This window comes from Micromonospora sp. CA-248260, assembly GCF_050942205.1.
Lineage (GTDB): Bacteria > Actinomycetota > Actinomycetes > Mycobacteriales > Micromonosporaceae > Micromonospora > Micromonospora antibiotica.
In genome coordinates, this window is sequence record NZ_CP192021.1 from 2,246,187 (window position 1) to 2,258,665 (window position 12,479).

The window sequence follows — 12,479 nt, forward strand, 5'->3', positions numbered from 1 at the left end:
CGCGTTTGCCCAGCTGGCGGTTGGTGTCGGTCGGCTCCCGGACAGCACCACCGGCCGTTCGGTGGACCCCGGCCGGGCTGCTGCAGGCCGACGGCCGAGATTTGTCCTAATTGTGATGAAGATTCCGTCTGTGCCGTAATGTGCTGCATGCCTGCTTCGACGAACAGGTGAGGTGTGTACCGGGGGGTTGTCCATGCGCATTCTGATCACCGGTGGGGCCGGCTTCATCGGCGCCAACCTGGCCCGCGCCGCCCTGGACGAGCCGGCTGTCAAGGAGGTCAGCGTCCTCGATGATCTCTCGGTCGGGCTCCGGGGCAACCTCGACGGGCTGGACGTCGAATTCGTCGAGGGGTCGATCCTGGACCCGGCCGCCCTGGACGCGGCGATGGCGGGTCGGGAGGCGGTGGTCCACCTGGCCGCCCTGCCCAGCGTGCCCCGCTCGCTACGCGACCCGCTGGCCTCCCACCACGCGAACGCCACCGGCACGTTGATGGTGCTGGAGGCGGCCCGCCGGCACGACGTGGGACACGTGCTCGTCGCCTCCTCCTCGTCGGTGTACGGCATGAACCCGGCGTTGCCCAAGGCGGAGCAGACCTGGACCCGCCCGATGAGCCCCTACGCGGCCAGCAAGCTCGCCACCGAGGCGTACGCCCTGGCGCACCAGGCGTCGTTCGGGCTGCCCACCCTGGCCTTCCGGTTCTTCAACGTCTACGGCCCCGGGCAGCGGCACGACCACGCGTACGCGGCCGTCATTCCCCGGTTCACCCACGCCGCCCTGCGCGGCGAACCAGTCGTGGTGCACGGCGACGGCACCCAGTCCCGTGACTTCACCTACGTCGGCACGGTCTGCGACGTCATCCTCGACGCGCTGCGCCGCCGGGTGCACCACCCGCATCCGGTCAACCTCGCCTTCGGGGCGCGGGCCAGCCTGCTCCAGGTGCTCGACGAGTTGGAGGAGCTGCTCGGACGGCCGATCGCCCGGGAGCACGCGCCGCCGCGTACCGGCGACGTCCCCCACTCGCTGGCGGACGACAGCACCCTGCGGCAACTGTTTCCGGACGTCACGCCGGTCCCCCGGGCGCAGGGGTTGCGGGCGACCGGCGCGTGGCTGGCCGCGCGGCTGGGGGTCGCCCCCGCCCCCCTCCGGTGACCCGGGCCGTGGGCCGGCCCGCCGCCGAGGCGGTCGCCGCCGGACCGCCGGCTCCCGCGCCGACGCCGGCCCCCGCGCCGACGCCGGCTGCGGCGCTGACCGGCACGGCGGTCGTCGCCCCGGTGGCGACGTCCGGCCCACCGTCGGGGCCCGGTCGCGACCGCGCCGTCACAGTGGGCATCGCCACCGCGATGGTGGCCAAGGGGATCGGCCTGGCCGCTCCGCTGGTCATCACGCCCGCCTGCTTCCGGTATCTCGGCGACCAGCGGTACGGCCTCTGGATGGCGATCACCGCGCTCACCGGGATGGCCTGGTTCGCCGATCTGGGGCTGGGCAACGGGCTGCTCACCCGGCTCGGTCAGCTGGCCGACGACCCCCGGCAACAGGCCCGGGAGATCTCCGGGGCCTTCGCCACCCTCGGTGTGGTCGCGGTGCTGCTGCTGGCGACACTCGCGGTGGTCACGCCGGTGGTCCCCTGGGTGGACCTGTTCGCCGTCCGCGACCCGGCCGTCGCCGCGCAGACCACCACCATGGTGCTGATCTGCTTCGGCGCGTTCGCGGTCAACATCCCGCTGTCGGTGATCCAGCGGATCCAGTACGCCCGCGGCCAGATGGTGCAGAGCAACGCCTGGCAGTCGGCCGGGGCCCTGGCCGCCCTGGCCGTCGTGCTGGTCGCCATCGCCGCCGACTGGGGACCGCTGGTGGTCGTCGGCGGCGCGGTGCTGGCCGTGCCGGTGACGAACCTGCTCAACACGGTCACCTACTTCTGGTCCGCCGACCCCGCCAGCCGGCCGGGACCCCGGCTCGTGCACCGGGCCACCGTCGTCGGCCTGCTCCGGCTGGGTCTGCAGTTCTTCGCGCTCACCACGATGTCGTCGATCGCGCTCAACGTGGACAACCCCCTGGTCGCGAACGTCCTGGGGCTGACGGTGGCGGCGCACTACGCGGTCGTCGGAAAGCTGTTCGGGGTCCTGTGGATCTTCGTCGGGCTAGTGGGCATGACGGTCTGGCCGGTCAACGGCGCCGCCCTGGCGCGCGGCGAGGTGGCCTGGGTACGCCGCAACACCCGTCGCATGATGGTGCTCTACGGCGTGATCGTCGGGGCAGTCGGGCTGCTGCTGGTCGGCTACGGCCACCGGCTGATCGAACTCTGGGTCGGCCAGGTCGACCGGTCGACGATCCGGCTCCCCGTCCTCGTCGGGCTGGCCGGCTGGTCCCTGCTGGTCGCGGTCACCTCCCCGCTGATCCTGGTGCAGAACAGCATCGGGCTGCTCCGGCCGCAGTTCGTCGGCTGGGCGTCGTTCCTGGTGCTGGCGACCGGGCTCAAGGTCTGGGGACTGCGACAGTTCGGCCTGGCCGGGCTGCCCGCGGCAGCCTGCGCCGGGTACCTGCTCACCATGGTTCCGGCGGCGCTGGTGGGATACCGGCGGGCCCTCGCCCGGTGCGGACCGTCGTGACCGGCCGGGTCCGGGTGCTGCGGGTCGTCGGTGAGCTGAACTTCGGCGGCACCGAGATGCGTACGGCCGAACTGCTGCCCCGGCTCGCCGCCGCCGGCACCGAGCTGCACCTGGTGACCCTCAGCGACACGGTGGGGCCCGGACCCCTGGCCGACATGGTCACCCGGCACGGCGGCACCGTCACGGCGATCCCGCTCGACCTGCGCTTCCCCGCCCGGTTCCTGCGCCTGGTCGGGAGGCTGCGCCCGGACGTGGTGCACGCGGACTGCGCCAACTTCTCCGGGGTGCCGCTCGCGCTCGGCGCGCTGCGGGGCGTACCCGGACGGGTCGCGCACTTCCGGGGGGACGACAACCGGCCGCGTACCCTGCGCCGCCGGGTCTACCGGTGGATCTGCGGTCGGCTGCTGGGCAGCTGCGCCACCGACATCCTGGGTGTCTCACCCAGTTCGCTGACGTTCGGCTACCACCCGGGTTGGCGTGCCGACCCCCGCTGCCGGGTGGTGCTCAACGGGCTCGACCTCGACCGGCTCCGCCGCCCCAGCCCCGACGACCTGCGGGCCCTGATCGGCGCGGGGCCGGCCGACCTGGTCTGCGTGACCGTGGGCCGGGCCTCGCCCGAGAAACGCCGCTGGCTGTTGCCGCCGATCCTGGTCGCGCTGCGGGAACTGGGCGTGTCCGCGCACGCGGTGCTCGTCGGGCCGGGTGACCCGGCCGACGACGACCGGGTCCGGGCGGCGGCGCACGCCGTCGGGCTCGGCGACCGGGTGCACCTGCTGGGCCCCCGCGACGACGTCGGCGGGCTGCTGCGGCAGGCCGACGTCGTCGTCCACCCGTCCTGCCTGGAGGGGTTGCCCGGGGGAGTGCTGGAACCCGTTGCGGTGGGCGTGGGCACGGTCGCCGCCGACCTGCCGGGCGTGCGCTTCATCGGCGACCGGCTACCCGGGGTGAGCATCGTCGGTGTCGACGCCCCGCCGCACGTGTGGGCGCGGGCGGTGGGCCGGGCGGCGGCGTACACCGCGTCGACCGCCCCGGCGGTGGCCGCCGACCGGTTCGAGCACAGCGTCTTCGCCATCGACACGGCGGCCAGCATCCACCTGGAGATCTACCGACGGTGGGCCTCGGCCCACCCCGGGCGGGACCGGGTGCCACGAGAGAGCAGCCGACCCCCGGTCGGCTCGGGACGGTGAGAGAGATGACCGATCAGAGCATGCTCGTCGGCCGGGAGCCACGGCCGGCCGGCGGATCGACTGCACGGGCCGACCAGCCCCGCCCGCTGCTCGTCGGCGCCTACGCCTTTCCGCACGGGGACGCCACCTCGAACCGCCTGCTGCAACTCGCCCGGTCCGCCGCCCCCGAGGGCAGCCGCACGCTCGTCGTCAACGACTGGCCCTGCGAGCTGGCCTTCCCGGCCCGACCACCCGAGGCGGCCGGCGTCGACCTGGTCACCCTGCGCGTGCGTGGCCGGCACCGGCTCACCCGGCTGCCGGCCCGGCTGGCCCGCCCGGTCCGGGTGCTGCGGGCCGCCCGCCGGCAGGGGGTACGCCGTGGCGACGTGAACGTGGTGCTGCTCCCGATGGCGTTGATGACCCTCGGCAACTGGACGGTGCTGCGTCTGGTGCTGCGCTGCCCGATCGTGGTCGACGCCAGCGAGCGGCACGACCGGCGGCAGTTCCGGCACGGCTGGCTGACCCCGTACTTCGTCCGGCACCGCTGGTCGACGTTCCTGGCCACCCGGCTCGTCGGCCGGGCCACGGCGGTGTCCACCACGTTGGCCGGATACCTCGCGGCGCACGGGCTGGCGGTGCTGGTGGTGCCGCCGCAGGTGGACTGCGACGACTTCCCGACCGGCCGGCCGCCCGCCCTCTCCACCGGCCTGCGGCTGCTCTACGCCGGCACCCCCGCCCGCAAGGACATGCTGGACGTGATCCTGCGCGGCATCGGCCGACTCACGCCGGAACAGCAGCGACGGGTCAGCCTCACCATCGCCGGGGTCACCCGGGAGGCTGCCGCCGCCCACTCCGACCTGGACGTCTCGGTCCTCGACGGGCTCCACGCCGAGGTGCGGTTCCTGGGTCGGGTGCCCCGCGCCACCGTGCTGACGCTGCTCGCGGAGTCGCACTTCTCGATGCTGGTCCGCCCCACCGGGGGATACGCCGCCAACGGCTTCCCGTCCAAGGTGCCGGAGAGTCTCGCCGCCGGCTGCCCGGTGCTGCTCAACCACACCAGCGACCTGGCCACCTACGTGCACGACGGTGTCGAGGGGCTGGTGCTCGCCGGCAACGGGCCGGACGACGTGCGGTGGGCGGTCGAGCGTGCGTTGCGGCTGACCGACGACGACTGGACGGCGATGAGCCGGGCCGCCCGGTCGAGGGCCCGTGAGTCGTTCGACCACCGGGCCTGGCGGGACCGGGTCAGCGCCTTCCTGGCGGCCGACGACCGGAGCTGACCCGGGCGTTCCGACGAGGCGGTGGGCGTCCCGACCGGACGCCCACCGTCGTGCGATCCCAGGCCCGGTACCGAAGCCGGGTCTCAGTTTCTCCGCCGTCGGGTGATCGTTGCGCAGCGCCGTCGGGTGAGCTCAGTGCAGCACCGTCGGGTGAGGTGAGCTCAGCGCAGCGCCGTCGGGTGAGGTGAGCTCGGGGCAGCGCCGTCAGGTCGACGTCAGCGCAGCACCGGCACCGGCACCGGCCGGCGCGGCACGGCGTCCACCGGGGCGTTGACCTGGTGCGGGTGTGCCGGCGCGGGGGAGGGCTCGACGCCGTCGTCCGCGTCGGCCCGGCGGTCGGGCAGGTGCCGCAGCACACCGGCGGCCACCAGCCAGAACACGTACGGGTAGGTCTGCCCGGTGCCGAAGATGGCCGACTCGGTGATCTGGATCAGCACCCCGGTGACGACGAGCCAGACCAGACCCGAGTCGGCCCGGCGCACCGGTGCCCGCAGCGCGACCCGCCCGACGGCCAGCAGCAGCAGCGCCAGCGGCGCCACGGCGGCGAGCCCCAGCTCCAGCAGCAGTTGCAGGTAGCTGTTGTGCACCACGCTCACCCCGGTCCCGAAGGACTCGTCGAGGCTGGCGAGGGCGAACAGGTGGTTGCGGGACGCGTACCCGAAGCCCAGGGTGGGGCGGTTCTGCCACCACAGGTCGACAGTCGCCTGCCACATCTCGGTGCGGCCGTTGGACAGGTCGCCGCCGGTGGGGTCGGTGAAGCGCAGCACGAGCTGCCGCATCCAGGGGCCGGCGAACAGGATCGGCAGCAGGTTGAACAGGTACGCCACCAACAGCCCGGCGGCCAGCCCGGCGGCGATGCGGACCATCCGGCCCAGCCCGTGCCGCAGCACGACCCAGAGGGCGCCGACGAGCACGGCGATCAGCCCGGTGCGGGACTGGGAGAGCAGCAGACAGGCGACGGCCGGCACCATGCCGAGCAGTTCCGCCCGTCGCCGGGACGCCCGGTAGACCGCCCAGCCCAGCGGGGTGGTCAGGGCACAGACGATGCTGAGCATGTTGGGGTTGTTGTAGAGGCCCTCGAAGCGGTCGGTCTGCGACAGCGCGGCGACGAGGGTGCCGTCGGCGAGCCCGAGGCCGAGGCTGAGCAGGGCGGAACCGCTGAGGACCAGGTAGACCACGCGCAGGTCGGCCAGCATGACCGCCCGGTCCGCCCACCGGCAGCGGATCAGGACGTGCACCAGCGCGGCCAGCAAGAGCAGCGCCACGCCGCGTTGGAGAGTCTCCAGCGGCACCACCGACCAGGTGAAGCTCAGCGTGGCGAGTCCCGCCATCGCCCAGAGCGCGCCGATGAGCAGGCGGGTCCACCGATCGAGCCGGGCCACCGTGCGTCCCGGGGTGCGCAGCGCCCAGACGATCAGGGCGGCGACCGCCGCGTACCGGGGATAGAAGCTGGCCTCCACCAGGGACGGCAGCTTGGACGAGGCGCAGACCAGGAGCACCATGGTCAGGCCCAGCAGCCACCGCCAGCCGTCCATCTGCCGCGCGAGGGCGAACAGCGCGAGCAGCAGCAGAGCCACCGCCCCGACCGCCACCATCGGGACGTTGACGCTGGCGACGGTGGTGACCACCGCGACGACGAACGCCCCGACGATCAGGCACAGTTGACCGACTCGGTTCCCCACGTGATGTCCTTTGACTCCAGCAGGCCGGCGGTGCCGGCGGTGGTCGTTTGGTCCGTCAGCGTGGGACGCCCGCCAGGCCCGGCCGGGCCCGGTCGAGCGCCCAGCGGGACCGGGCGGCGTGCATCGCCGCGATCATGTCCGGCCAGCTCGGCGGACGGTAGCCGGTGACCTGGGCGAGGGCGTCCGCGCACATCGACCGGTCGCAGACGAACTCGTCGTCCGGCACCAGTTCGCCGGGCCATCCGTACACCTCGGCGACCAGGCGGAGCAGGTCGTACTTGGCGATCGGTGCGGCGGCGACGTGGTAGAGGCCGGTCAGCTCCGCCCGGGGCAGGACCACGGTGCGCAGCAGCCGGGCGAACTCCACGGTCGTCACCCCGCTGTAGATGGCCCGGGTGAAACCGTGTACCTGGCTGCGTCGGGAGAGGAACCAGTCGACCAGGGAACGGTTCGTGCCCAGCTCGTGCCCGACGATCGAGGTACGCAGGGTGAGGGCCGACGCTCCCGACGCCTCGCCCAGCAGTTTGGACCGGCCGTAGAGGTCGGGCGGGTCGGGCAGGTCGTCCTCACGGTAGCCGCCCCGGCGGCCGGAGAAGACGCAGTCGGTGCTGACGTGCACGAGCCGGCTGCCGACCTGCGCGCAGGCGTCGGCCAGCAGGTGGGGCAGGAGAGCGTTGAGGGTGACCGTGGGCACCGCGTCCTGCACGTCCGGTCGCTGCTTGATGACGCCGACGCAGTTGACGACGACGTCCGGTCGCAGCTCGTCCACGAGCCGCCGGACGTCGTCGAACCGGGTCACGTCCACGGCCGCGACGATGCGCGCGAGCAGGTGCGCGGGGAACCACCCCGCCCGGTCGTCGATGGTGCGGGCGAGGCCGTGGACGTCGAGATCCGGGTCGTCGGCGAGTTCGCGCAGCACGGCGTGGCCGAGCATGCCGGTGACGCCGACGACGAGGACCCGACGGGCCGGGCGGTCGGCCTGGTGGTCGCTGCGCCGCCGGGGCACCCGGTCGGGCCGACCGGTGTCGGCGGCCGCGCTCATGTCGTCACCACGGCCGCTGCGTGGGCCTGCACCTGCGCGCGCACCTCGGGCAACGTCATCAACAACGACTCGATCTCCGGTACGGACAGCCGGCGGGCGTTGTGCGAGTGGAAGTCGGCCAGGCCACCGTGCTCGACGTCACCCTCCTCGAAATAGAGGGAGTAGTTGAGGTCGCGGCTGTCCACCGGCACCCGGAGGAAGTCGCCGAGGTCCTCGGCGAACGCGAGTTCCTCCCGGCTGGCCAGGGTCTCGTAGAGCTTCTCCCCGTGCCGGATGCCGAGCACGGTGAACTTCGCCGGCACCCCGAACAGGTTGCACAGGGCGGTGGCGAGGTCGCCGATGGTGCAGGCGTCGGCCTTGCGGATGAAGACGTCCCCCGGCTGGCCGAAGGTGAACGCGTGCTCCACCAGATCGACCGACTCGGGCAACGACATCAGGAAACGGGTCATCGTCGGGTCGGTGACCGTCGGCAGGCCGCCGCGCAGGATCTGGTCGATGAACAGTGGAATCACCGATCCGCGCGAGTACATGACATTGCCGTACCGCACGCAGCAGACCCGGGTCCGGGCCGCCGCGTTGTTGCGGGAGTGGGCCTGGGCGACCTTCTCCATCAGCGCCTTGGTCATGCCCATCGCGTTGACCGGATAGACGGCCTTGTCGGTGCTCAACAGGACCAGTGTCTCCACACCGACCCGCTCACAGGCGTCCACCACGTTGGCGCTGCCGAGCACGTTGGTGCGGACCGCCTCGAGGGGGAAGAACTCGCAGGAGGGCACCTGCTTGAGAGCTGCGGCGTGGAAGACGAACTCCATCCCCCGGGCGGCCTTGAGCACACTGTCGTAGTCGCGGACGTCGCCGACGTAGTAGCGCACCCGGTCGTTGCCGAGGCGGTGCCGCATCGCGTCCTGTTTCGACTCGTCCCGGCTGAGCACCCGCACCTCGGCGGCGCCGGCGTCGAGCAGTCGGGAGACCATTGTCTGGCCGAACGACCCCGTGCCCCCGGTGATCAGGAAACGCCTGTCCGAAAGCGAGGGAAGCATATCTCCTCCTGCCTGTTTCCCGGCGGACCATCCTCGGGAATCGCGATCTCGTCAAAGGTGACCATACTGTTGCAATAACGAGACCGGGCGGGCTTCCGGTAAAGGGAGGAACAATCATGTTTCACCTTTACCGGGGATGCTGCGCACTCCATTGTCGACCTGTCCGGGGTGGCGAATGTGAAAGCGCGGATCGTCCTTCGTAAAGGTGGTAGGTGTGTTTCATGCCCAAAGTTGCTGTCCACACGGCACCGCCGCGAGCCGGGGCCGACGGGCGGGGAACCACCCCGACACCCCGGCGGCCGTACGACCGCTGGAAGCGGTTGTTCGACGTGCTCGGCGCGCTCGTCGTGCTGACCGTCGGCGCACCCCTGCTGGCCCTCGTCGCCCTGGTGGTGCTCGTGACGCACGGGCGGCCGGTGCTGTTCCGGCACACCCGGCCCGGCCTGCACGGCGAACTGTTCGACGTGGTGAAGTTCCGCACCATGCTCCACCCCGACCCGGACCGGGGGCTGGTGACCGACGCCCAACGCCTCACCCGGGTGGGTCGTTGGCTGCGGGCGAGCAGCCTCGACGAGTTGCCCGAGTTCTGGAACGTGCTGCGCGGCGAGATGAGTGTGGTCGGTCCCCGTCCACACCTGGTGCGCTACCTCGACCTCTACAACGCCGAGCAGGCCCGCCGGCACGAGGTGCGGCCCGGCATCACCGGGCTCGCCCAGGTGCGCGGGCGCAACGCCCTGAGCTGGGAGGCGAAGTTCGGCTACGACGTCGAGTACGTCGACCGACGCTCCTTCCTGCTGGACCTGAAGATCCTGCTGACCACCGTCCGGGTGGTGCTCACCCGGGAAGGTATCTCGGCTCCCGGTGCCGCCACCTGGCACGAGTTTACCGGCAACGCCCCTGCACCCGTGTCGGCACCGGCCGACGCCCGGACGGACGCGTCGTCGCCGGCCTACGTCCGGCCGGTCGACGGCCCGAGGCCCGTGTCGTCGCCGGTCGACGACCGGGACGCCGCGTACCGCCGATGAGCCGGGTGCTGCTGCTGGGCGCGGGTGGTTTCCTGGGCCGGCACATCGGTGCCGCACTGGCCGGGCACACCGACCTGCGGTCGCCCACCCGGGCACAGTGCGACCTTGTCCGGATGGACCTGCCGGAGCTGACCGCGCTGGTCGCCCGGGAACGACCGGACGTGGTGGTGAGCGCGGCCGGCCGGATCGTCGGTTCCGGGCTCGACTTCGTGCGGGCGCACGTCGTGACCACGGCGAAACTGGTCGAGGCGGTGGCCGTCGCCGCCCCCCGGGCCCGGCTGGTCCGGATCGGCTCGGCCGCCGAGTACGGCGTCGTGCCGCACGGCCTCGCCGTCGCGGAGGACCACCCTGCCGCTCCCGTGAGCGAGTACGGGCTCAGCCACCTGGCCGCGACCCGCCTGGCCGAGCTGGCAGGCGACACCGGCCGCCTCGACACGATCGTGCTGCGGGTCTTCAACCCGGTCGGGCCGGGGATGCCGGCGGGAAACATGCTGGCCCGGGTGACCGCGATGGTCCGCGCGGCGGCGGCCGACGGGGCGGGTGACCTCGCTCTGGGGCTGCACGACACCTACCGGGATCTCGTCGACGTGCGGGACGTGGCGGCGGCGGTGCTGGCCGCGACGCGGTGCGCCGCGCCCACGCAGCGGGTCGTCAACGTGGGCAGCGGACGTGCGGTCGCGACGCGCGACGTCGTGCGGCTGCTGGCCGACGTGGCCGGTTTCCCCGGGGAGATCCGGTCGGGCGGCTTCCCGCCCGACGCCACCCGCTCGGCCGCGGTGCCGTGGATGTGCGCCGACCTGGACCGCGCCCGCCGGGTGCTCGGCTGGACCCCGGTCCACGACCTGACCGAATCACTGCGCGCCCTGTGGGCGGCTGACGGCGTGCGGCCGACCGGCCCGGTGGCTGACGGCGTGCGACCGACCCGCCCGGTGGCCGGCGTGGCGGCGGGGTGAGAACGATGCGGATCGGCCTGCTCACCCAGTGGTTCGACCCGGAACCGGGCCCGGCGGCCCTGCCCGGGATGCTCGCCCGCGCTCTCGCCGACCGGGGACACGAGGTCCAGGTGCTGACCGGTTTCCCGAACTACCCGAGCGGCCGGCTGGCCCCCGGCTACCGGCTGGCCCGCCGGGTCGACGAGACCGACGGCCCGGCCCGGGTCCGCCGGGTCGCCCTCTATCCCAGCCACGACCGTTCCGCGCCACGTCGGTTGGCCAACTACGGGTCCTTCGCCGTCTCCGCGCTGGTCTCCGGCACCCCGGTGCTGCGGGGTCTGGATGCCCTCTGGGTCGGCAACTCGCCGATCAGCGTCGCCCTGCCGATGTGGTTCACCCGCTACGTGCACCGGGTGCCGGTGCTGCTGCACGTGCTGGACCTGTGGCCCGACAGTGTGCTGGCCAGCGGCTTCCTCGGCACCGGTCGGGTGTCACGGACCGTCGAGCGGGGGATGGCCGCCTGGTGCGGTGCGATGTACCGCAGCGCCGCCCGGGTCGCCCACGTCTCCCCGGGCGCCGCCGAGCTGCTCGCCGGCCGGGGGGTGCCCCGGGAGAAGCTGGTGCACATCCCGATGTGGGCGGACGAGACCCTGGGCGTCCGCGCCACCGACCTGCGCGCCGACCTCGGACTCCAACCCGACCAGGTCGTGCTGGTGTACGCGGGCGCGCTCGGCGAGGCGCAGGGGCTCGACTCGCTGATCGACGCCTGCGCCCGCACCGGCGACCCCCGCCTGGTCTGCCTGATCGCCGGTTCCGGCACCACCGAGGAGCGGCTGCGTCGGCGGGCCGAGGCGGCGGGGGCGGCGAACGTCCGCTTCCTCGGGCAGCTGCCCCGGGACCGGATGCCCGCGTTGATGGCCACCGGTGACGTCCACTACGTGAGCCTGCGGCCCGGTGGCATGTCCGCGTACACGATGCCGAGCAAGGTGCAGTCGACCCTCGCCGCCGGGCGGGCGCTGCTGGTCGCTGCGGAAGGCGACGCCGCCGCGGTGGCCCGGGACAGCGGCGCGGGCATCACCGCCCGCCCCGGTGACCCCGACTCGATCGCCGACGCCCTGCGGGAGGTCTGCGACCTGGGCCGGGAGAAACTGGACCTGCTCGGGCAGGCCGGCCGGGCGCACTACGACCGGATGTTCTCCGTCGCGACGGGTGCCGACCGGGTCGAGCGGACCCTGCACGAGATGGTGGCCGCCGGGCCGGTCAGGGCCAGTCGTCGCCGGCGGCCAGCCGACGGGTGAGCAGGTCGGCCAGCGGGACCGACTCACCGTCGCGTCCGCCCCGGCCGACGACCAGGGGCGGCCGGGCCGGTGGCACGTCCACGCCGAACAGTCTGGCGCGTACGCCCGGCGGCACGGTGAGCAGGAAGAACCGGCCGTCGACGGCGACCGCGCGCAGGCCGGCCCGGTCGACGTACCAGCCGGTCAGGCCGGTCCGGTAGCGGCCCCGTCCGTCGTAGCCCTGGGCCACCAGCCGGGCGGTCCGCAGCCCCCGCCGGGTCGCCTCGGCCGTGAACCGGGCGACCAGTGCCTCGGCCTGCGCGTGCTCACCGTCGCGTTGGCGGGCGTCGGCCGCCGCGTGCGCCCGCGCCGCCCGCTGCTGCTGCTCCCGCCACCCCGTACCGCCGTCACCACCCATGCCGCGACGG

At 73.3% G+C, this 12,479-nt stretch carries 11 protein-coding genes; 7 read left to right on the plus strand and 4 right to left on the minus strand.

Annotated elements, in window-relative coordinates; genetic code table 11:
• Window positions 1-193 precede the first annotated feature (193 nt).
• The 4 genes from ACQP2H_RS09800 to ACQP2H_RS09815 are packed head-to-tail and all read left to right on the plus strand — an operon-like array spanning window position 194 to window position 5,053.
• A complete protein-coding gene (locus ACQP2H_RS09800) occupies window positions 194-1,150 on the plus strand; it encodes an NAD-dependent epimerase/dehydratase family protein (RefSeq protein WP_219469331.1) in 957 nt (318 codons plus the stop codon).
• Window positions 1,147-2,607, plus strand: coding sequence for a lipopolysaccharide biosynthesis protein (locus ACQP2H_RS09805; protein ID WP_219469336.1), 1,461 nt, complete (start codon window positions 1,147-1,149; stop codon window positions 2,605-2,607). Before ACQP2H_RS09800 ends, ACQP2H_RS09805 begins: the two co-directional genes overlap by 4 nt.
• On the plus strand, window positions 2,592-3,794 hold the full coding sequence (locus ACQP2H_RS09810; RefSeq protein WP_219469338.1) for a glycosyltransferase: 1,203 nt from the start codon (window positions 2,592-2,594) through the stop codon (window positions 3,792-3,794). Before ACQP2H_RS09805 ends, ACQP2H_RS09810 begins: the two co-directional genes overlap by 16 nt.
• 5 nt (window positions 3,795-3,799) lie before the next feature.
• A complete protein-coding gene (locus ACQP2H_RS09815; RefSeq protein ID WP_219469341.1) occupies window positions 3,800-5,053 on the plus strand; it encodes a glycosyltransferase family 4 protein in 1,254 nt (417 codons plus the stop codon).
• A 215-nt stretch (window positions 5,054-5,268) separates the two neighbouring features.
• On the opposite strand, the gene ACQP2H_RS09820 is transcribed toward ACQP2H_RS09815, so the two are convergent.
• The 3 genes from ACQP2H_RS09820 to ACQP2H_RS09830 are packed head-to-tail and all read right to left on the minus strand — an operon-like array spanning window position 5,269 to window position 8,751.
• Window positions 5,269-6,735 carry an O-antigen ligase family protein gene (locus ACQP2H_RS09820; protein ID WP_433232238.1) on the minus strand — a complete coding sequence of 489 codons (1,467 nt, stop codon included), beginning with the start codon at window positions 6,733-6,735 and terminating at the stop codon, window positions 5,269-5,271.
• Between the two features lie 55 nt (window positions 6,736-6,790).
• Window positions 6,791-7,777 carry a dTDP-4-dehydrorhamnose reductase family protein gene (locus ACQP2H_RS09825; protein WP_363821078.1) on the minus strand — a complete coding sequence of 329 codons (987 nt, stop codon included), beginning with the start codon at window positions 7,775-7,777 and terminating at the stop codon, window positions 6,791-6,793.
• Complete coding sequence (locus ACQP2H_RS09830) at window positions 7,774-8,751, minus strand: polysaccharide biosynthesis protein (protein WP_433232241.1); 978 nt, start codon at window positions 8,749-8,751, stop codon at window positions 7,774-7,776. Before ACQP2H_RS09830 ends, ACQP2H_RS09825 begins: the two co-directional genes overlap by 4 nt.
• A gap of 287 nt (window positions 8,752-9,038) precedes the next feature.
• Here ACQP2H_RS09830 and ACQP2H_RS09835 point away from each other — a divergent pair, with 287 nt between their 5' ends.
• The 3 genes from ACQP2H_RS09835 to ACQP2H_RS09845 are packed head-to-tail and all read left to right on the plus strand — an operon-like array spanning window position 9,039 to window position 12,072.
• Window positions 9,039-9,842 (plus strand): sugar transferase, encoded by an 804-nt coding sequence (locus ACQP2H_RS09835; RefSeq protein ID WP_357536002.1) that lies wholly within the window; start codon window positions 9,039-9,041, stop codon window positions 9,840-9,842.
• Entirely contained in the window at window positions 9,839-10,795 is a 957-nt protein-coding gene (locus tag ACQP2H_RS09840; RefSeq protein ID WP_357536000.1) for an NAD-dependent epimerase/dehydratase family protein, read from the plus strand. The genes ACQP2H_RS09835 and ACQP2H_RS09840 overlap by 4 nt, the downstream gene beginning before the upstream one ends.
• Before the next feature lie 5 nt (window positions 10,796-10,800).
• Complete coding sequence (locus ACQP2H_RS09845; RefSeq protein WP_433232246.1) at window positions 10,801-12,072, plus strand: glycosyltransferase family 4 protein; 1,272 nt, start codon at window positions 10,801-10,803, stop codon at window positions 12,070-12,072.
• Here ACQP2H_RS09845 and ACQP2H_RS09850 read toward each other — a convergent pair.
• Complete coding sequence (locus tag ACQP2H_RS09850; protein ID WP_357535996.1) at window positions 12,035-12,469, minus strand: hypothetical protein; 435 nt, start codon at window positions 12,467-12,469, stop codon at window positions 12,035-12,037. The genes ACQP2H_RS09845 and ACQP2H_RS09850 overlap by 38 nt on opposite strands.
• Between the last annotated feature and the right edge of the window lie 10 nt (window positions 12,470-12,479).